We start from the raw sequence: 19,121 nt of genomic DNA, 5'->3' as shown, positions 1-19,121 counted from the left end.
TAACTACTCCTGTCATGCCGGGTTCCGCTTGCGCTTAACCGGATAGTGAATTCTGTACTGTTGAAACAATTATACTGTATGCTCATACAGTATCAAGTGTTTTGTAGAAATTGTTGCCACAGCGTACGTAACGCATAGAGGGTCGCCTGTCGCCGCACGGCATCGCGGTCGCCACTGAAGCATTCCCGCCGGGTAATCCCCTCTCCGCGCGCGCTGGCGAAAGCGAACCAGACGGTGCCGACGGGCTTCTCTTCGCTGCCGCCATCCGGTCCGGCAATGCCGCTGATTGAAACCGCATAATCAGCGCGGGCGGCTTTCAGCGCGCCTATCGCCATTTCTACTACCACTGGTTCACTGACCGCGCCATGTTGGGCAAGCGTCTCTTCCCGTACGCCGATCATTTGCGCTTTCGCTTCATTACTGTAAGTGACAAAACCGCGTTCAAACCAGGCGGAGCTGCCAGCAATATCCGTAATGGCCTTCGCCACCCAGCCGCCCGTACAGGATTCCGCTGTTGTCACCGTCGCGCCGCGCGCGTTTAACGCCATTCCGACCTGTTCGCTTAACTGCATCAGTTCACTGTCAGTCATTTCGGCCTCTGTCAGTTAAAAATCCTGCCGGACAAGATAGCACTTTCCCACCCGAGATGGGGACGAGGTGATGATTTTACGAGGGGGATTCAGAAAAAACGTCCAGGTTTAACAGGCGGAGACAGCATTGCCTTATCCGGCCAACAGCAAGCCGGGTGAGCCGGATAAGTTGTCAGGGCCGCCATCCGGCAGCCAGGACGATTACTGGACCCGCGCCAGCGCTACCGCCTGTCCTAACTGCCAGACCGCCATCGCATAATGGGTACTATGGTTGTAACGGGTAATCGCGTAGAAGTTTGGCAGGCCGTACCAGTACTGATACCCGGTGCCAATATCCAGACGTAACAAGCTTGCTTCGCGATGGTTACCCAACGGCTGCTGCGGCGTTAAGCCCGCGGCGGCAAGCTGCGACACGCTGTATTTTGTTTTGAAGCCATTGGCCAGTCCCGGCGCCTGACCGTTGGCCATCACCGCCACCGTATCGCCTTTCACCCAGCCGTGTGCTTTAAAGTAGTTCGCTACGCTGCCGATGGCATCGACCGGATCCCAAAGATTGATATGGCCATCGCCGTTAAAGTCCACCGCGAACTCTTTATAGGACGACGGCATAAACTGACCGTAACCCATGGCCCCGGCGAAAGACCCTTTCAGATCCAGCGGATCGTCTTGTTCGTTGCGCGCCATCAACAGGAAGGTTTCCAGCTCGCCAGAGAAATACGCCGCGCGGCGCGGATAGTTGAAGGAGAGCGTCGCCAGCGCGTCAAGAATGCGCGTTTTCCCCATTACGCGGCCCCAGCGGGTTTCTACGCCGATAATGCCGACGATGATTTCCGGCGGCACGCCATACACCTGCCAGGCGCGGTTGAGAGCATCTTCATACTGATTCCAGAATGCCACGCCGTTTTGCACGTTATCCGGCGTTATGAACTGTTTGCGATAACGCAGCCATGCGCCGTTAGGGCCGGCTGGCGGCTGCGTGGTCGGCGCCTGCCTGTCCATCAGGCGCAGCACATAATCCAGGCGTTTCGCCTGCGACAGGATCTCCTGCAACTGTTGGCGATCAAAGCCATGTTTGCTGACCATCTTATCGATGAACTGCTGCGCATTGGGGTTATTGGCAAAATCGCCGCCCATCTGCATGACATTGTGCTGAGGCTTAAGCAGGAAGCCGCCAGACGGCGTCCCGGTGGTCGTTTGAGTCTCTTGCGGTTTCGGTTTGCTGCTACAGGCAGCCAGTAACACAAAAAGGGGAAGTAACGCTACATAACGACGCTTGAACATGTGACATCCATTAACCAGATTCAGCCAGAGGGAAGTATGGTAAAGCATCCTCCGTCCCACAAGGAAGCGCGAGACGCGCTCCTTCACATAATTTACCTGTTCGCCCCCTTTACTCCTTCTTTTTCTGTTCCGATTCGCACATAAACTTTCAATTTAAAATATTTTACTTTCATTTTGAGATCAAAATAACACTTTTAAATCTTTCAATCTGATTAAAATAAATCACCAATTGGCAAGATAACAACAATCCCTACAGGAGAGAACAATGATCGACACCATTACACATGGAGCAGAGTGGTTCATCGGGCTGTTCCAGAAAGGCGGAGAAGTGTTTACCGGCATGGTGACCGGCATTCTTCCGCTGCTAATAAGCCTGCTGGTCATCATGAACGCGCTGATCAACTTTATCGGCCAGCAGCGTATAGAACGTTTTGCCCAACGCTGCGCCGGAAATCCGCTGTCCCGTTACCTGATTCTGCCGTTCATCGGTACGTTTGTGTTCTGTAACCCTATGACCCTGAGTCTTGGTCGTTTTATGCCAGAGAAATACAAGCCCAGCTATTACGCGGCGGCATCCTACAGTTGCCACTCCATGAACGGCCTGTTTCCGCATATCAACCCCGGCGAACTGTTCGTTTATCTGGGCATCGCCAGCGGTTTAACCACGCTTGGCCTGCCCCTCGGCCCGCTTGCGGTGAGCTATCTGCTGGTTGGCCTGGTGACTAACTTCTTCCGCGGCTGGGTCACCGATCTCACCACCGCGATTTTCGAGAAAAAAATGGGTATCCAGCTTGAGCAGAAAGTGCATCTTTCAGGAGCAACATCATGACGCGTATTCGTATCGAAAAAGGCACCGGCGGCTGGGGCGGCCCGCTTGAACTGGATGTCGTCGCAGGTAAAAAAATCGTCTATATCACCGCGGGCACGCGCCCGGCGATTGTCGACAAACTGGCAAGCCTGACCGGCTGGCAGGCGGTCGATGGCTTTAAAGAGGGCGAACCGCCGGAAGCGGAGATTGGCGTGGCGATCATTGACTGCGGCGGCACCCTGCGCTGCGGAATTTACCCGAAACGCCGTATTCCGACGGTAAACATTCACTCCACAGGGAAATCGGGGCCGCTGGCCCAGTACATCGTCGAAGACGTTTACGTCTCCGGCGTGAAAGAAGAAAACATTAGCGCGATCGGCGATGCAGAAGCTGCGCCGCAACCGACAAGCGCCACGCCTCCGGGACGTGATTACGACCCCCATAAAAAGATCACCGAACAGAGCGACGGCCTACTGGCGAAAGTCGGCATGGGAATGGGCTCAGCGGTAGCCGTTCTGTTTCAGTCTGGTCGCGACACCATCGACACGGTACTGAAAACCATTCTGCCGTTTATGGCGTTCGTCTCCGCCCTCATCGGCATCATCATGGCGTCGGGACTTGGCGACTGGATCGCCCACGGTCTGGCGCCGCTAGCCAGCCATCCGCTGGGGCTGGTGACACTGGCGCTGATCTGCTCCTTCCCGCTGTTGTCGCCGTTCCTCGGCCCGGGCGCAGTGATCGCCCAGGTGATCGGCGTCCTGATCGGCGTGCAAATTGGTCTGGGCAATATTCCGCCGCACCTGGCGCTGCCAGCGCTGTTCGCCATTAACGCCCAGGCGGCCTGCGACTTTATCCCGGTTGGCCTGTCACTGGCGGAAGCCCGTCAGGATACGGTGCGCGTCGGCGTGCCGTCGGTACTGGTCAGTCGCTTTCTGACCGGCGCGCCAACGGTACTGATCGCCTGGTTTGTATCCGGCTTTATTTATCAATAAGAGGTGTTGAGATGACCGTCATTTACCAGACCACAATTACCCGCATTGGCCAGAGCGCGCCGGATGCGCTGTGCGACCAGATGCTGATCACCTTCCGCGAAGGCGCGCCGGCGGATATCGAAGAGTTTTGCTTTATCCATTGCCATGGCGAACTGAACGGCACGCTGCAACCCGGCGCGCAATGTGAACTGGGTCAGCATCGCTATCCGGTCACCGCCGTCGGCAGCGTGGCGGAACAGAATTTACGTGAACTGGGGCATATCACCCTGCGCTTCGACGGACTGAACGAAGCGGAATTTCCCGGCACCGTGCACGTCGCGGGGCCCGTACCGGACGATATCGCGCCGGGCTGTATTTTGAAGTTTGTCGCTTAAGGAGAGAAAAATGAATCAGGTTGCCGTTGTCATTGGCGGAGGACAAACCCTGGGGGCGTTCCTGTGCCATGGGCTTGCAGCAGAAGGGTATCGCGTGGCGGTTGTCGATATTCAAAGTGATAAGGCCGCCAACGTCGCGCAGGAGATCAACGCCGAATACGGTGAAGGTATGGCTTACGGCTTCGGCGCCGACGCCACCAGCGAACAGAGCGTTCTTGCGCTCTCTCGCGGCGTGGATGAAATCTTTGGGCGCGTGGATCTGCTCGTCTACAGCGCGGGGATCGCGAAAGCGGCGTTTATCAGTGACTTCCAGCTGGGCGATTTTGACCGCTCATTACAGGTGAATCTGGTCGGATATTTCCTCTGTGCGCGTGAATTTTCCCGTCTGATGATTCGTGACGGTATTCAGGGACGCATTATTCAGATCAACTCTAAGTCTGGTAAAGTCGGTAGTAAGCATAATTCCGGCTACAGCGCGGCGAAGTTCGGCGGCGTCGGATTAACCCAGTCGCTGGCGCTGGATCTGGCGGAATACGGCATTACCGTACATTCGCTGATGCTGGGCAACCTGCTGAAGTCGCCAATGTTTCAGTCGCTACTGCCGCAGTACGCCACCAAGCTTGGCATTAAGCCGGACGAGGTGGAACAGTATTATATCGATAAAGTCCCGCTCAAACGCGGCTGCGATTATCAGGATGTCCTGAACATGCTGCTGTTCTATGCCAGCGCGAAAGCGTCATACTGTACCGGACAATCAATCAACGTCACTGGCGGACAGGTGATGTTCTGATAGTCACATAGCCCGGTGGCGCTACGCTTACCGGGCCTGCAAACCCCGGGTCTGTTAGCCGGATAAGGCGTCACCGCCATCCGGCATTCACGTAAGGAGCACACGATGGTTTCCGCACTGATTACCGTCGCCGTTATCGCCTGGTGCGTTCAACTGCTACTGGGCGGCTGGCAAATCGCCCGTTTCAACCGCGCGTTTGACCAGCTATGCCTGCAAGGCCGGGTTGGCGTAGGACGTTCAGGCGGACGTTTTAAGCCCCGCGTCGTGGTCGCCATCGCGCTCGACAAAAATCAGCGCGTAACCGATACGTTGTTTATGAAAGGACTGACAGTATTCGCCAGACCAATAAAAATTCCTGCCTTGCAGGGTAAACATCTTAATGAATTACAGCCTGATGTGATCTTTCCCCATGATCCGCTGTCGCAGAATGCACTATCATTGGCGCTTAAACTGAAACATGGATAATTTCGTTGTGAATGCTAATAGCTTGCGAAATTATCATTTCGAAACTTCAATTCAGGGTAATCACGCCTATGAAACCTCGTCAGCGTCAGGCTGCCATTCTGGAGCATTTGCAAAAGCAGGGGAAATGCTCGGTTGAGGAACTGGCCCAGTACTTTGACACCACGGGCACCACCATTCGCAAGGATTTGGTCATTCTGGAAAATGCCGGTACCGTCATTCGCACCTATGGCGGCGTAGTGTTAAACAAAGAAGAATCCGATCCGCCTATCGATCACAAGACGTTGATCAATACGCATAAAAAAGAACGCATCGCCGAAGCGGCTGTCAGGTTTATCCATGATGGCGATTCGATCATTCTGGATGCCGGAAGCACCGTATTACAGATGGTGCCAATGCTCACCCGCTTCAGCAATATCACCGTCATGACCAACAGCCTCCATATTGTTAACGCCTTGTCAGAGCTGGACAACGAACAAACCATCCTGATGCCCGGCGGCACCTTTCGTAAAAAATCTGCGTCATTTCACGGTCAGTTGGCAGAGAACGCCTTTGAGCAGTTCAGTTTTGATAAACTCTTTATGGGCACCGACGGCATTGACCTCGACGCAGGCGTCACCACCTTTAACGAGGTCTACACCGTCAGCAAAGCGATGTGTAACGCCGCGCGCGAAGTCATATTGATGGCCGACTCGTCGAAGTTTGGCCGCAAAAGTCCCAACGTTGTTTGCAGTCTGGAGAGCGTCGATAAGCTGATTACCGATGCCGGTATCGATCCGGCGTTTCGTCAGGCGCTGGAAGAAAAAGGAATAGACGTGATCATAACCGGAGAAACCAATGAGTGATGCACTACTGAACGCTGGCCGTCAAACACTGCTGCTGGAACTGCAGGAAGCCAGCCGCCTGCCGGAACGCCTGGGTGACGATTTTGTTCGCGCTGCCAACACCATTATCCACTGTGAAGGCAAAGTGATTGTCTCGGGTATTGGCAAGTCCGGGCATATCGGCAAAAAAATCGCCGCAACCCTCGCCAGCACCGGCACCCCTGCCTTTTTCGTTCATCCGGCGGAAGCGCTACACGGCGATCTCGGGATGATAGAAAGCCGGGACGTGATGCTGTTTATCTCCTATTCGGGCGGCGCTAAAGAGCTGGATCTGATCATCCCGCGCCTGGAAGACAAATCCATTACCCTGCTGGCGATGACCGGCAAGCCGAACTCACCGCTGGGTCTGGCGGCCAAAGCCGTTCTGGACATTTCGGTCGAACGGGAAGCCTGCCCGATGCACCTGGCCCCCACGTCCAGCACGGTGAACACTCTGATGATGGGCGACGCGCTGGCAATGGCGGTGATGCAGGCGCGCGGCTTCAATGAAGAGGATTTTGCCCGCTCGCATCCGGCGGGAGCGCTCGGGGCGCGTCTGCTGAATAAGGTGCATCATTTGATGCGGCGCGACGACGCGGTGCCGCAGGTTCAGTTGTCCACCAGCGTGATGGATGCCATGCTCGAATTAAGCCGTACCGGACTCGGCCTGGTCGCCGTCTGTGACGCGCAAATGCAGGTCAAAGGCGTCTTTACCGACGGCGACCTGCGCCGCTGGTTAGTGGGCGGCGGCGCGCTGACCACGCCAGTCAGCGAAGCGATGACCCACAATGGCATTACGCTTCAGGCCGACAGTCGCGCTATCGACGCCAAAGAAATCCTGATGAAACGCAAAATCACCGCCGCGCCGGTGGTTGATGAAAACGGCAAGCTCACCGGCGCCATCAACCTGCAGGATTTCTACCAGGCCGGGATCCTGTAGCTGCTTTTATTTTTCAGGCTGCAAATTACATCAGAGTATGCGATTTGCAAGTCCTGATGGGCTTAAAGGATATGATTCACCGGGATTACCCTGTTATGTCCTTGAGCAGTCTATTGTGCGCCGCGGAGATACCGCGGCCATACTCAGTATTACCGCTGAGGTATTAGCTGAAATTGACCTCAGTTTTATAAAATAGAACTTAAAAGATTAAAACAAATAATTTAACCTGGTTATACATTTGTGGGAAAACATCTATTTGCATTGCATCTAATGCTTATGTTTATAATAAGAAGAATTAATTTTCACTTCTGAGTAATAACAATGAATATTGCTCACATCAATAAATTACATTCTTTCATAAAAAATAAATATGATTCATATTTTTAAGTACGCAAACTCCAGCATGTTAAAAAAGGAGAAATAAATGCCAATCCCAGCTTATATGTGGCTTAAGGACGATGGCGGCGCTTTAATTAAAGGTGGCGTAGATGTTAAAGACAGGGACTACACAATTGAAGTTAAAGGATTTCACCATAACCTCATGATCCCTACTGACAACGCAACCGGCAAAGTAACCGGGACACGCATGCATTCACCGATGCTCATCGTAAAAGATTTCGACTGCTCCAGCCCTTATCTCTATAAGGCCGTAGCAACCGGGCAAAAACTCCAGTCCGCAGAAATTAAATGGTACCGTATTAACGATGCCGGAATGGAAGCTGAATACTTCAACATGTTACTTGAAGGAGTGCGTATTGTGTCTATTTCCCCAGCGATGGCCACAGGAAATAACCTAAATGAGAACCACATGGAAACCGTGGAAATGCGTTACGAGAAAATCACCTGGAAGCACAACGACGGAAACATTATTTTCACTGACTCCTGGAATGACCGACAGACAGTCTAAGCATATGGGGCAGAACGCCCCTTAATCATACAACCAGCGGCCAGCCTTTGCGGATTCAATGATCATTTCAAGGGTGAGCGATTTAAGCTGCCGCCCAACCCATTCCTTTTTGCGCTTCCACTGCCACCAGTACAGTTCCGGCATAAAGTAGTTGTCCAAATTAAAATTACTGTGCTCGATGCCATAGCGGGTGAACAGGTCAATGAGCATATCTTCGAGATCTTCTGGCACAAAATTAAAGTATTCCTGCAGCGTCCACTCTTTCTGAGCAGGGCGTTTGCGCTCGCTGTAGTTCTCGGTGACGTAACTTAAAAATTCTTGTTCATCAGGTAATAGCATTAGAAATAGGTCCATGCGATCCGATCCTTCGGCCGCGCTATCTGGTTGTATTTGTTTCTCGTCTCTTTGGCAACAAGGGCAAAAATAATGACTGCCTGAGCATAGCCTACATATGGAACGGCTCTGCCTACTGCTGAGCCAATCTTGTTTGTATAACTTTTTCTGCCCATGCCGATAGTGGTTTCGACTCTCAATCCATCCGGAAAGCGGGCATCTTTGAAAATCCGACGGGCTAGTTTAGAGGCTACGCTGGTGCGAGAACCTGTCGCCCCCAAAACCTGCCGTTTAGGCAGCAGAGGTAGCCCCGCCAAAATAGTAGCAGCGGTTTCAACTGATACTCCCAAATGGTTTGCAAGCCCTTCCGCAAAGATAAGCCAGAATAACTCCGTTGGCGTTACGTTCTCGTTGCCGTGATAAAAATATGTGCCGCCCAGTTCTTCTACTGTATCCATCTCTTCATCCCTGTTAGTCGCTTGCAATACAATAAGTCCTTATAACTACCAGATACACTTTTGTATTAAACAAGCACTATAAAAAATGTGAATCGGACCAGAACGTCCCCGCGCGTACTCTAACTTTTCAACCCCAGACGCTTCGCCAGCCGGTGCAGGTTGGCGACGTCCATTTCTAACGCCCGGGCGCTGGCCGCCCAGTTGTGATGATGCTGCGCCAGCGCACGGCGGATCGTCTCGCGCTGAAACGACTCGGTAGCATCACGCAGATTAACCGCCTGCGGCATCTCCGGCGCAACGTCTGTTTGCGAAGCGGGGGCATCGTCCAGGCGAGCGAAATGCTGCGCTTCCAGCACCACTTCATCCCCGCCCCGTGTCGCCCGCGCCAGCACCACTGCGCGGTGAATCGCATGCTCCAGCTCGCGGACGTTACCCGGCCAGGCATAGTTCAGCAGATAATTTCGCGCCCCCGGGCTCAGCGCCACCCGGGAAAGTCCCAGCCGCAACCGGCACTGCTCGCAGAAATAGCCCGCCAGCAGCACCGCATCCTCCCCGCGCTCGCGCAGCGGGGGAACGGACAGCGGAAAAACGCTCAGGCGGTGGAACAAGTCAGCACGAAAGCGCCCTGCCATCACCTCTTCGCGCAGGTCGCGGTTGGTAGCCGCCAGTACGCGTACGTCCACCCGTAGACTGCGATCGTCGCCAACCCGCTGAATATCGCCGTACTGTAAGACGCGCAAAAGTTTGGCCTGCAACGCCAACGACAGCTCGCCGATCTCATCCAGAAACAGCGTGCCGTTATCGGCCATTTCAAATTTCCCGCTACGGTTGCTGATGGCCCCGGTAAACGCGCCTTTGACATGACCAAACAGTTCGCTCTCCGCCACGCTTTCCGGCAACGCGGCACAGTTCAGATACACCAGCGGATTTACCGCGCGCGGCGAACCTTCATGAATCGCTTTTGCCACCAGCTCTTTCCCGGTACCCGTTTCGCCGCTGATCAGAACGTTGAGATCGGACGCCGCCACAATCTCAATCTCTTTTTTCAACTGCATCATGCCGGGCGACAGGCCAATCATCTGCGTCTCTTTTACCTGGCCGAAATCGGTCGTCGAACCGGGCAGCATATTCTGGCTTTCCAGCTGTTCTATCAACAGCGCATTGCTGAGCGCGCCAGCGGCCAGCGCGGCGATAAGGCGGAGCTCCTCATCGCTGAAAACGTCAAACTGGTCGGGCTCCATACCATCAAGAGTTAGCGCGCCGATCAGGTTTTGCCCGGCAAACAGCGGCAGGCCGATGCAGGCATGCACTTTTAAACTCTCCTGACCGGGAATCAGCCCATCGTAGGGGTCAGGCAGATCGCTGTCTGCGGGAAAACGCACCACGTCCCCGGCGCGGGCGATGGCTTCCAGACGCGGGTGACCTTCCAGGGTAAAGCGCCTGCCCAACACGTCCTGCGCCAGACCGTCGATCGCCAGCGGAATAAACTGGCGCGCCTCATAGCGCAGCAGCGCGGAAGCATCGCACTCCAGCACCTGGCGTAGCGTGGTTATCAGCCGCTGAAAGCGATCCTGATGCCCGACGCCGCGCTGTAATTCGATGGCGATCCCCGCCAGTACGTCAACGGAAAAACTCATGGCTACCTCATTGTCATTTTGACAATACATAATGTCATATTGACATCATTAATCATAGTCTTTTTGACTATCACTATAAATATAAAAACTAACAAATCATTAAAAATCAAAGAGATAAATAGTTGGCACGTAACCTGCAATAAGCAAAGCAACACTTTTGAACAACGCTGAATTAATTGAGGTTGCTATGTCTATTCTGGTTAAAAATAACATTCATTGGGTTGGCCAACGTGACTGGGAAGTACGCGATTTTCACGGCACCGAATACAAAACGCTGCGCGGCAGCAGCTATAACAGCTATCTGATTCGCGAAGAAAAAAACGTACTGATCGACACCGTTGATCATAAATTCAGCCGCGAATTCGTACAGAATTTACGGGGTGAAATTGACCTTGCGGATATCGATTACATCATCATTAACCACGCGGAAGAAGATCATGCCGGGGCGTTGACGGAGCTAATGACTCAGATCCCGGACACGCCAATCTACTGCACCGCCAACGCCATCGATTCGATCACCGGCCATCACCATCATCCGGAATGGAACTTTAAGGTAGTGAAAACTGGCGACACACTGGATATCGGCAACGGCAAACAGCTGATCTTCGTCGAAACCCCGATGCTGCATTGGCCGGACAGTATGATGACCTACATGACCGGCGATGCGGTGTTGTTCAGTAACGACGCCTTCGGCCAGCACTACTGCGACGAACGTCTGTTCAATGATGAAGTGGATCAAACCGAACTGTTTGAACAGTGCCAACGCTACTACGCTAACATCCTGACGCCGTTCAGCCGCCTGGTGACGCCCAAGATCACTGAAATCCTCGGCTTTAACCTGCCGGTCGATATGATCGCCACCTCCCACGGCGTGGTCTGGCGCGATAATCCCACGCAAATCGTTGAGCTGTATCTGAAATGGGCGGCGGACTACCAGGAAGATCGCATCACTATCTTCTATGACACCATGTCCAACAATACCCGCATGATGGCGGATGCCATCGCCCAGGGTATTAACGAAGTTGACCCAAACGTGGCGGTAAAAATCTTTAACGTCGCCCGCAGCGACAAAAACGAAATCCTGACCAACGTCTTCCGATCCAAAGGCGTACTGGTCGGTACCTCGACGATGAATAATGTGATGATGCCAAAAATCGCCGGACTGGTGGAAGAGATGACCGGCTTGCGCTTTCGTAACAAGCGCGCCAGCGCTTTTGGTTCTCACGGCTGGAGCGGCGGCGCGGTTGATCGTCTCTCTACCCGCCTGCAGGATGCCGGCTTTGAGATGTCCCTGAGCCTGAAGGCGAAATGGCGTCCGGATCTGGACGCGCTGGAACTGTGCCGTCAGCACGGGCGCGACATTGCCCGTCAGTGGGCGCTCGCACCGCTGCCGGAAGCCGCGCCGAAAGCGGTAGCAGCAGAAAGCGCGCCAGTTGAAACCCCTGCGGCCGCCGATCTCGGCCCCTGCATGCAGTGCAGCGTCTGCCAGTGGATCTACGACCCGGAAAAAGGTGAGCCGCTGCAGGACGTCGCACCGGGTACGCCGTGGAGTGAGGTTCCGGACAACTTCCTGTGCCCGGAATGCTCATTAGGTAAGGACGTGTTCGACGAGCTGGCGACGGAGGCAAAATGAACCGGGGAATCGTTATCATTGGTTCGGGCTTTGCCGCCCGCCAGTTAGTAAAAAACATCCGTAAACAGGACGCGGAAATCCCGTTAACCCTGATTGCTGCCGATAGCATGGACGAGTACAACAAACCCGATCTCAGCCATGTGATAAGCCAGTCGCAACGCGCCGACGATCTCACCCGCCAGTCGGCGGGCGAGTTTGCCGAACAGTTCAACCTGCGCCTGTTCCCGCATACCTGGGTGACCGACATCGATGCCGACGCCCACGTGGTGAAAAGTCAGGATACGCAATGGCAGTATGAAAAGCTGGTTCTTGCCACGGGCGCGGCAGCCTTTGTTCCGCCCGTCCCGGGACGTGAGTTAATGCTCACGTTAAACAGCCAGCAAGAATACCGCGCCTGTGAAACGCAGTTGCGCGACGCCCAGCGGGTGCTGATTGTCGGGGGCGGTCTTATCGGCAGCGAATTAGCGATGGATTTTTGCCGTGCGGGCAAGGCGGTCACGCTGATCGACAACGCCGCCAGCCTTCTCGCCTCGCTGATGCCGCCGGAAGTGAGCAGTCGCTTACAGCACCGGCTTACCGATATGGGCGTGCATCTGCTGCTGAAGTCACAGTTACAGCGTCTGGAAAAAACCGCCACCGGTATTCGCGCCGCGCTGGATCGCGAACGCAGCATTGAAGTGGATGCCGTGATTGCCGCCACCGGCCTGCGACCGGAAACCGCGCTGGCGCGCCGCGCCGGTGTGAACGTGAATCGCGGCGTCTGCGTGGATACCTGTCTGCAAACCAGCAACGCGGATATTTATGCCATTGGCGACTGCGCAGAAATCAACGGTCAGGTACTGCCATTCCTGCAACCGATACAGCTTAGCGCAATGTACCTGGCGAAAAACCTGCTCGGCGGCAACGCGCCGCTGAAGCTGCCCGCCATGCTGGTAAAAGTCAAAACCCCGGAACTGCCGCTGCATCTTGCCGGAGAAACCCAGCGACGCGATCTCGCCTGGCAGATCAGCGCGGAATCCGACGGAATGGTGGCAAAGGGGATGAACGAGGAAGGGCAACTTTGCGCCTTTGTCGTGAGCGAAGACCGCATGAAAGAGGCCTTCGCCCTGCTGAAATCGTTGCCGGCGTAACGCCTGCCGCGCCCTCCGGCCACAATGCCCCTGCTTTATTAACCTCACGAACACGGACGTTCATTATTGCTTGTTGCTTTGCCCCGGCAGTCCCGGGGCTTTTTTATTTATGCCGCGCCAGCCAGCGCGCCGCCGCAATTACGCCCTGCCCAAACGAAAGTCCGCCGTCGCCCGCCGGGAGCTGCTGCGGAAAGAGCAGATTAAAATCAGACAGGTGAACCCTCAGTCGCGCCCGCAACAAACGGTTGTGCATCACGCCGCCGCTAAAGACCAACGTGGAGATCCCCCGCGCAGTGGCCTGCTTGCGCATCATCGTGGCAAACCCTTGCGCCAGCGCGTCATGGAATGCCCATGCGCGTTCTGCCAGCGGGGCTTGCCAGTCCAGCCATTGCCGCCAGAAGGTCGCCAGATCCAACAGGTTTCCGCTCAACGGTAACGTCACCGGATGTGGAACATCGTCGCACTGAACGGCCAGCGCTTCCAGCGCACAGGCGGCTTCGCCTTCATAGCTGAGCGACGTGGGCGCGCAGCCCAACGCCGCCGCCACAGCGTCAAATAAGCGACCACAGGAAGAGGCCAGCGGCGCATTGATCCCCCGCTCAATGGCGCGGGCCAGCACGGGCCAGTTCTGCTGCTGCGCCGCGGCGGTTTCTGGCGACTGCTGCCAGTCAGGAACAAACTGCAGGCACTGGGCGAGCAGATTGCGCCAGGGTTGAATCGCGGCGAGATCGCCCCCCGGCAGCGCCACGGCTGGCAGCCCGCCGAGATGTTCACAGTCCTGGTAATTTACCCGCAGACATTCGCCGCCCCACAGCGCGCCCGCCTCTCCCATGCCGATACCGTCCAGGGTCAGGGCGATAACATCGCCGCCGTCCAGCGGCCAGCCGTGTTCGGCCAGACAGGCCGCCGCATGGGCGTGATGATGAAGCACCGTTTCCGTCGGCAACGCCATCTCGCCAGCCCACTGGCTGGAGACATAACCCGGATGGGCATCGCAAACCAGCCTCTGGGGCGTAAAGTCGTAGATGTTCTGGATCAAGCGCAGCGCCTCGCGCCACTGGCTCTGGATGCCATCATCGCTCAGATCGCCCAGATGTTGGCTGAGAACCGCCTGCCCGCCACGCACCAGACAGAAGGTATTTTTCAGATCCGCCCCCAGGCACAACATCGGCGGCAGGTCGCGAAATCCCGGCGGCAGCGTCAGCGCGTCCGGCACATACCCGCGCGAACGCCGCAGCATTTCACCGCTTTCGCGTACCACCGAATCGTCCATTCGCTGCACAATGTCGCGGTTATGCAGCAGGAATCCGTCGGCGATGGCCTGCAAATCGTCCAGCGCCTGCGTATTGGTGATGGCTGGCGGCTTGCCGCTAAGGTTGCCGGAGGTCATGACCAGCGGAAAACCCAGTTCCTGTAACAGCAGATGTTGCAACGGATTGGCTGGCAGCATGACTCCCACTTCGTTGAGGCCGGGGGCTATGGCCTCGCATAATGCAGCCACGTGCCGTTTGTCGATCAGCACAATCGGTGCGGCGGGCGTGCGCAACACGTTGCGCGCCGCTTCCGGCAGACCGCGATCGTCAGGCAACATCACCGCCAGCGGTTTCGCCGGACGACGCTTACGCATGCGTAGCGTGGCCACCGCCCGGGAATTTCGTGCGTCGCAAGCCAGATGAAATCCGCCAATGCCCTTAACGGCAACGATTCCCCCCGCTTTCAGCACGTTGACCGCCGTCATCAGCGCGACGTCTTTTTCTGCACGTTCTTCGCCGCTCCGCCATTCAAGGTGCGGACCGCAGGCCGGACACGCCACCGGCTGGGCGTGAAAGCGACGGTCATGGGGATCGCGGTACTCTTTTTCACATGCTGGACACAGCGGAAAGGCCGCCATGACGGTGTAAGGACGGTCGTAGGGCATCGCGCGAATAATCGTAAAGCGCGGACCGCAGTGCGTACAGTTGATGAAGGGATAACGGTAGCGCCGTTCGCCAGGCGCGTTCATTTCCGCCAGACATTCCGGGCAGGTCGCCGCATCGGGCACGATCTGCGTGTTCATGGCGCCGCCCGCGCTTTGTCGGATGGTAAATTCCGCAGGAGGCAGCGACCAGGTAAACGGCTCTCTCTCTACGCTGTCAATGCGCGCCAGCGGAGGACAATGTTTGTGAAGCGCGGTGATAAACACTGCGGGGTCTTCCAGCAAACGCACCACCACGCCGTCGCCATCGTTGCAGACATCGCCATGCAACTGCAGATGCTGCGCCAGTTGCCAGACAAAAGGGCGAAATCCAACGCCCTGCACTTTGCCCCGAATGCGCAGCGCTACGCCAGCATGGTTGATTGTTTCCATCGTCTTCTCTCACCTTGATCCGCACTGTACCGGAAGGCGGCTTCGCCTTCTCCGGCCTACCTATTGTCGCGCTTGCGGGCCTGATAAACGCAGCGCCATCAGGCATAAAAGCTGAACTATTTTACGCGGATTTTCAGCGATCAGAACAGCAAAGACGCAGAGGAATCCAGCGCGGCGCGGCGACGTTTTTCCGCACTGAGCTGCTCGAGCTTATTGCGGTCAACGCAAATCAGCGCATGGGTCGGGCAGGCTTCCATACACGCCGGTCCCGCTTCGCGGTGATGGCACAGGTCGCATTTGTTGGCTTCCGCTTTTTCCGCTCGAACATTCAGCCCTGCTCCGCTGTTGCGAACAACCGGACGTACGACCACTTCCATCGCGCCATACGGACAGGCCACCACGCAGGTTTTACAACCAATGCAGCGCTCTTGCATCACGTGAACAAAGCCTTTGTCGCGGCTGATGGCGCCGTTCGGGCAGACATTGGCGCAGGGTGCGTCTTCGCACTGGCGGCACAGCGTCGCGGTAGAAACATTTACGCCTTTAATGACATGAATGCGGGGTAAAAAGGTTTCAGGGGTCAGGGACGCGCAGTCCTGGTTTTCCTGATGGGAGACCACGCAGGCCACTTCACAGGTACGGCAACCAATGCATTTATTGGCGTCTGCAATGATGAAACGGTTCATCAATTTCTCCAGCAATGACAGTTCGTGCGCCTGAGCATTCACAAATCATGCCAGTTTTTAACTTATTGTTATATATAACAATTTTAAAAAAATAGCCCACCAGAAAGGTGTCATCGTCACGAATGACGATGACGGATGACAACCCTTACTGACCCGAGCGGGAAATCAGGGAATCACGCGGGATAAGCGTACCGGTAAAGGTTTTCGGCGGCGTGAACGCCCCGCCATCGAGCATAAAGATGAGACGCCCCATGGTTTCCTGAATCATCTCGGTCACCGGGATCTTCACGCTGGAAAGCGCCGGAAGGGTATACGGCGCCAACGCAATGTCATCGAAACCGATCACCGACACCTGCGCCGGTACCGCCAGCCCGCTGTCGTGTAGCTGCTTCATCGCGCCGATCGCCATGTCGTCATTACTGGCGACCAGCGCGGTAAAGGCCGCATTGCGCGAGAGCAGCGTTTTTACCCCCGCCGCGCCGCAGGCTGGCGTCCATTTGCCTTTGACGATCAGTCGTTCGTCGACGGCGATACCGTGTCGGGTCAGCGCGTCTTTATAGCCTGACAAACGCTCAACCCCGGTGGGCGAATCCATCGAGCCGGTAATAAAGGCGATGTGCCGGTGCCCGGCAGCAATCAGTTCCGCCACCGCGTTGAAACTGGTTTGCTTGTGATCGCACCAGACGCAGTGGCTGCTGTTTTTACGCAGCCGGCGGTTCAGCACCATAATCGGTTGCGAATGGCTATCGATGATCTCATCGATCTCATCGACGCTGAGAAAACGCGGATAAATCATGATCGCGTCGCAGCGCAAATCCAGCAGGTACTGAATCGCCTGGCGCTCTTCCCTGGCGCTGTGTTTACCATCGGCCAACAGCAACTGACGTCCTTTCTCCTCCGCCATCCGCGCGGTATGAAACAATAGCTCGCTAAAATAGACGCCATAATAAAGGGTATTGGTCACCACCAGGCCGAGCGTCTGGGTGGATTTCGCCGCCAGACTGCGCGCCAGAAGATTGGGACGATAACCGCTTTCTTCTACCGCCTGAAACACGCGATCTTTTGTCTCCTGGCTGACGTAGCCATTCCCTGAAAGCACCCGCGAAACCGTCGCTTTCGACACCCCGGCCCGCTTCGCTACCTCCAGCATCGTCGTCATATTTTATCTTCCTTTTCCCGCAATGTGACGCAGTGTACTGCACCGCTGCGTGGTTGTCCCTGATGGTAAAACAGAGGCAAAAAACATAAGTGATAAAAATCACATTTATGAAAAATAGTAATTTTTATCTATTGCCGAACAAAGACAAACTATTCATGATTTTGTGGAACCGGTTTCTCATAAGCGATTCGTAACCGACGCTCGCTCACCCGACCGTACGGCATAAATTAAACGTACCCTACTGATAAAACAGGATAAAAATCCTATGTCAAAAAACTATGCAGCGCTGGCGCGCGCCGTGGTGACGGCTCTGGGCGGCGTCGACAATATCAGCGCAGTGACGCACTGCATGACGCGCCTGCGTTTCGTGATCAAAGATGATTCGCAGGTTGACGGCGCCACGTTGAAATCCATCAGCGGCGTACTCGGCGTTGTTCGCAGTGACAACCAGTGCCAGGTGATCATCGGCAATACCGTGTCCCAGGCTTATCGCGACGTCGTCAGCCTGCTGCCGGGCGAAATGCAGCCCGCAGAACCCGAAGGGAAACCGAAACTGACGCTGAAGCGGATAGGCGCGGGGATCCTTGATGCGCTGATCGGCACCATGTCGCCGCTGATCCCGGCGATTATCGGCGGATCGATGCTGAAACTGCTGGCCATGATCCTTGAGATGACTGGCGTACTGGAGAAAGGCTCCTCCACTCTGACACTTCTGACGGTGATTGGCGACGGCGCGTTCTTCTTCCTGCCGCTGATGGTCGCCGCGTCTGCCGCCATCAAATTCAAAACCAATATGTCGCTGGCCATCGCGATTGCGGGCGTGCTGGTGCATCCGAGCTTTATCGACCTGATGGCGAAAGCGGCGCAGGGCGAGCATGTGGAGTTTGCCCTGATCCCGGTCACGGCGGTGAAATATACCTATACGGTCATCCCGGCGCTGGTGATGACCTGGTGCTTGTCGTACATCGAACGCTGGGTCGATCGCATTACGCCTGCGGTCACCAAAAACTTCCTTAAACCGATGCTGATCGTGCTGATTGCCGCCCCGCTCGCTATCGTCCTGATCGGGCCGATTGGGATCTGGATCGGAAGCGCGATCTCTGCGCTGGTCTACACCATTCACGGCTATCTTGGCTGGCTCTCCGTCGCCATTATGGGGGCGCTCTGGCCGCTGCTGGTGATGACCGGGATGCACCGCGTTTTCACGCCGACCATCATTCAGACCATCGCCGAAACGGGCAAAGAAGGCATGGTGATGCCCTCTGAAATCGGCGCGAACCTGTCATTGGGCGGCTCCTCCCTTGCCGTGGCATGGAAAACTAAAAACCCGGAGCTGCGCCAGACCGCGCTGGCCGCTGCCGCCTCCGCCATCATGGCGGGCATTTCCGAACCGGCGCTGTACGGCGTGGCGGTACGTTTGAAGCGTCCGCTGATCGCAAGCCTCATTAGCGGCTTTATCTGCGGCGCGGTCGCCGGTATGGCGGGGCTCGCCAGCCACTCCATGGCGGCGCCGGGCCTGTTTACCAGCGTACAGTTCTTTGATCCCACCAATCCGATGACCATTGTCTGGGTGTTTGGCGTCATGGCGCTGGCGGTGGTGCTGTCATTCGTGCTGACGCTACTGCTCGGCTTTGAAGACCTCCCTGTTGAAGACGCTGCCGCGCAGGCGCGGAAACACCACGGCGCCCAACCGAACACTGCAAAAGAGGCCAGCGTCTGACTGGCATTAAC

19 protein-coding genes are annotated in these 19,121 nt (G+C 55.8%); 11 read left to right on the top strand and 8 right to left on the bottom strand.

The window, feature by feature from the left end:
* Positions 1-92 precede the first annotated feature (92 nt).
* Both pncC and mltB read right to left on the bottom strand, forming a co-directional pair.
* Positions 93-590: a nicotinamide-nucleotide amidase gene (gene pncC, locus HVX72_RS04760; RefSeq protein ID WP_060569425.1), complete on the bottom strand. Its 498-nt coding sequence runs from the start codon at positions 588-590 to the stop codon at positions 93-95.
* A gap of 201 nt (positions 591-791) precedes the next feature.
* Positions 792-1,871 carry a lytic murein transglycosylase B gene (mltB, locus tag HVX72_RS04755; RefSeq protein ID WP_181822643.1) on the bottom strand — a complete coding sequence of 360 codons (1,080 nt, stop codon included), beginning with the start codon at positions 1,869-1,871 and terminating at the stop codon, positions 792-794.
* Between the two features lie 265 nt (positions 1,872-2,136).
* Here mltB and srlA point away from each other — a divergent pair, with 265 nt between their 5' ends.
* From srlA to HVX72_RS04715, 8 genes are all read left to right on the top strand, one after another.
* Entirely contained in the window at positions 2,137-2,700 is a 564-nt protein-coding gene (gene srlA / locus HVX72_RS04750; RefSeq protein ID WP_042288566.1) for a PTS glucitol/sorbitol transporter subunit IIC, read from the top strand.
* A complete protein-coding gene (locus HVX72_RS04745) occupies positions 2,697-3,671 on the top strand; it encodes a PTS glucitol/sorbitol transporter subunit IIB (protein WP_181822642.1) in 975 nt (324 codons plus the stop codon). The genes srlA and HVX72_RS04745 overlap by 4 nt, the downstream gene beginning before the upstream one ends.
* Positions 3,672-3,682: 11 nt before the next feature.
* Positions 3,683-4,045 carry a PTS glucitol/sorbitol transporter subunit IIA gene (gene srlB, locus HVX72_RS04740; protein WP_042288572.1) on the top strand — a complete coding sequence of 121 codons (363 nt, stop codon included), beginning with the start codon at positions 3,683-3,685 and terminating at the stop codon, positions 4,043-4,045.
* A 10-nt stretch (positions 4,046-4,055) separates the two neighbouring features.
* A complete protein-coding gene (gene srlD, locus HVX72_RS04735; RefSeq protein ID WP_042288575.1) occupies positions 4,056-4,835 on the top strand; it encodes a sorbitol-6-phosphate dehydrogenase in 780 nt (259 codons plus the stop codon).
* Between the two features lie 105 nt (positions 4,836-4,940).
* Positions 4,941-5,300, top strand: a complete 360-nt coding sequence (gene gutM / locus HVX72_RS04730) for a transcriptional regulator GutM (protein ID WP_042288578.1) — start codon at positions 4,941-4,943, stop codon at positions 5,298-5,300.
* 68 nt (positions 5,301-5,368) lie between these two features.
* The gene (gene srlR, locus HVX72_RS04725) at positions 5,369-6,142 is read left to right on the top strand and encodes a glucitol operon DNA-binding transcriptional repressor SrlR (protein WP_042288582.1); all 774 of its coding nucleotides are present in this window, start codon (positions 5,369-5,371) and stop codon (positions 6,140-6,142) included.
* Positions 6,135-7,100 carry an arabinose-5-phosphate isomerase GutQ gene (gene gutQ / locus HVX72_RS04720; protein ID WP_042288584.1) on the top strand — a complete coding sequence of 322 codons (966 nt, stop codon included), beginning with the start codon at positions 6,135-6,137 and terminating at the stop codon, positions 7,098-7,100. The genes srlR and gutQ overlap by 8 nt, the downstream gene beginning before the upstream one ends.
* A 424-nt stretch (positions 7,101-7,524) precedes the next feature.
* The gene (locus HVX72_RS04715) at positions 7,525-8,007 is read left to right on the top strand and encodes an Hcp family type VI secretion system effector (protein ID WP_181822641.1); all 483 of its coding nucleotides are present in this window, start codon (positions 7,525-7,527) and stop codon (positions 8,005-8,007) included.
* Between the two features lie 21 nt (positions 8,008-8,028).
* Here HVX72_RS04715 and HVX72_RS04710 read toward each other — a convergent pair whose 3' ends face one another.
* From HVX72_RS04710 to norR, 3 genes are all read right to left on the bottom strand, one after another.
* Positions 8,029-8,346 carry a DUF1493 family protein gene (locus HVX72_RS04710; RefSeq protein WP_060569422.1) on the bottom strand — a complete coding sequence of 106 codons (318 nt, stop codon included), beginning with the start codon at positions 8,344-8,346 and terminating at the stop codon, positions 8,029-8,031.
* Positions 8,346-8,798 (bottom strand): STM2901 family protein, encoded by a 453-nt coding sequence (locus HVX72_RS04705; RefSeq protein WP_181822640.1) that lies wholly within the window; start codon positions 8,796-8,798, stop codon positions 8,346-8,348. The genes HVX72_RS04710 and HVX72_RS04705 overlap by 1 nt, the downstream gene beginning before the upstream one ends.
* Positions 8,799-8,917: 119 nt before the next feature.
* Positions 8,918-10,435, bottom strand: a complete 1,518-nt coding sequence (norR, locus tag HVX72_RS04700; RefSeq protein WP_181822639.1) for a nitric oxide reductase transcriptional regulator NorR — start codon at positions 10,433-10,435, stop codon at positions 8,918-8,920.
* Between the two features lie 187 nt (positions 10,436-10,622).
* On the opposite strand from norR, the gene norV reads away from it, so the two are divergent.
* Both norV and norW read left to right on the top strand, forming a co-directional pair.
* Positions 10,623-12,068: an anaerobic nitric oxide reductase flavorubredoxin gene (gene norV, locus HVX72_RS04695; protein WP_060569419.1), complete on the top strand. Its 1,446-nt coding sequence runs from the start codon at positions 10,623-10,625 to the stop codon at positions 12,066-12,068.
* Positions 12,065-13,198: an NADH:flavorubredoxin reductase NorW gene (gene norW / locus HVX72_RS04690; RefSeq protein ID WP_060569418.1), complete on the top strand. Its 1,134-nt coding sequence runs from the start codon at positions 12,065-12,067 to the stop codon at positions 13,196-13,198. The genes norV and norW overlap by 4 nt, the downstream gene beginning before the upstream one ends.
* Positions 13,199-13,301: 103 nt before the next feature.
* Here norW and hypF read toward each other — a convergent pair whose 3' ends face one another.
* The 3 genes from hypF to HVX72_RS04675 all read right to left on the bottom strand — a co-directional run bounded on the left by hypF (position 13,302) and on the right by HVX72_RS04675 (position 17,390).
* On the bottom strand, positions 13,302-15,545 hold the full coding sequence (gene hypF / locus HVX72_RS04685) for a carbamoyltransferase HypF (protein ID WP_181822638.1): 2,244 nt from the start codon (positions 15,543-15,545) through the stop codon (positions 13,302-13,304).
* A 140-nt stretch (positions 15,546-15,685) separates the two neighbouring features.
* Complete coding sequence (gene hydN / locus HVX72_RS04680; RefSeq protein ID WP_042288595.1) at positions 15,686-16,231, bottom strand: electron transport protein HydN; 546 nt, start codon at positions 16,229-16,231, stop codon at positions 15,686-15,688.
* A 145-nt stretch (positions 16,232-16,376) separates the two neighbouring features.
* Complete coding sequence (locus HVX72_RS04675) at positions 16,377-17,390, bottom strand: LacI family DNA-binding transcriptional regulator (RefSeq protein ID WP_181822637.1); 1,014 nt, start codon at positions 17,388-17,390, stop codon at positions 16,377-16,379.
* Positions 17,391-17,655: 265 nt separating this feature from the next.
* On the opposite strand from HVX72_RS04675, the gene ascF reads away from it, so the two are divergent.
* A complete protein-coding gene (gene ascF, locus HVX72_RS04670; RefSeq protein ID WP_042288601.1) occupies positions 17,656-19,110 on the top strand; it encodes a PTS cellobiose/arbutin/salicin transporter subunit IIBC in 1,455 nt (484 codons plus the stop codon).
* The last annotated feature ends 11 nt before the right edge of the window (positions 19,111-19,121 follow it).

It is taken from the genome of Citrobacter sp. RHB21-C05 (assembly GCF_013889015.1).
GTDB classification, from domain to species: domain Bacteria; phylum Pseudomonadota; class Gammaproteobacteria; order Enterobacterales; family Enterobacteriaceae; genus Citrobacter_A; species Citrobacter_A sedlakii.
The sequence above is the reverse complement of the archived record's forward strand: the minus strand, read 5'-3'. Positions and strand labels throughout refer to the sequence as shown.

Coding starts and splice junctions, on each gene's coding strand:
- pncC (WP_060569425.1), bottom strand. CDS start 590: ATGACTGACAGTGAACTGATGCAGTTAAGCGAACAGGTCGGAATGGCG.
- mltB (WP_181822643.1), bottom strand. CDS start 1,871: ATGTTCAAGCGTCGTTATGTAGCGTTACTTCCCCTTTTTGTGTTACTG.
- srlA (WP_042288566.1), top strand. CDS start 2,137: ATGATCGACACCATTACACATGGAGCAGAGTGGTTCATCGGGCTGTTC.
- HVX72_RS04745 (WP_181822642.1), top strand. CDS start 2,697: ATGACGCGTATTCGTATCGAAAAAGGCACCGGCGGCTGGGGCGGCCCG.
- srlB (WP_042288572.1), top strand. CDS start 3,683: ATGACCGTCATTTACCAGACCACAATTACCCGCATTGGCCAGAGCGCG.
- srlD (WP_042288575.1), top strand. CDS start 4,056: ATGAATCAGGTTGCCGTTGTCATTGGCGGAGGACAAACCCTGGGGGCG.
- gutM (WP_042288578.1), top strand. CDS start 4,941: ATGGTTTCCGCACTGATTACCGTCGCCGTTATCGCCTGGTGCGTTCAA.
- srlR (WP_042288582.1), top strand. CDS start 5,369: ATGAAACCTCGTCAGCGTCAGGCTGCCATTCTGGAGCATTTGCAAAAG.
- gutQ (WP_042288584.1), top strand. CDS start 6,135: ATGAGTGATGCACTACTGAACGCTGGCCGTCAAACACTGCTGCTGGAA.
- HVX72_RS04715 (WP_181822641.1), top strand. CDS start 7,525: ATGCCAATCCCAGCTTATATGTGGCTTAAGGACGATGGCGGCGCTTTA.
- HVX72_RS04710 (WP_060569422.1), bottom strand. CDS start 8,346: ATGCTATTACCTGATGAACAAGAATTTTTAAGTTACGTCACCGAGAAC.
- HVX72_RS04705 (WP_181822640.1), bottom strand. CDS start 8,798: ATGGATACAGTAGAAGAACTGGGCGGCACATATTTTTATCACGGCAAC.
- norR (WP_181822639.1), bottom strand. CDS start 10,435: ATGAGTTTTTCCGTTGACGTACTGGCGGGGATCGCCATCGAATTACAG.
- norV (WP_060569419.1), top strand. CDS start 10,623: ATGTCTATTCTGGTTAAAAATAACATTCATTGGGTTGGCCAACGTGAC.
- norW (WP_060569418.1), top strand. CDS start 12,065: ATGAACCGGGGAATCGTTATCATTGGTTCGGGCTTTGCCGCCCGCCAG.
- hypF (WP_181822638.1), bottom strand. CDS start 15,545: ATGGAAACAATCAACCATGCTGGCGTAGCGCTGCGCATTCGGGGCAAA.
- hydN (WP_042288595.1), bottom strand. CDS start 16,231: ATGAACCGTTTCATCATTGCAGACGCCAATAAATGCATTGGTTGCCGT.
- HVX72_RS04675 (WP_181822637.1), bottom strand. CDS start 17,390: ATGACGACGATGCTGGAGGTAGCGAAGCGGGCCGGGGTGTCGAAAGCG.
- ascF (WP_042288601.1), top strand. CDS start 17,656: ATGTCAAAAAACTATGCAGCGCTGGCGCGCGCCGTGGTGACGGCTCTG.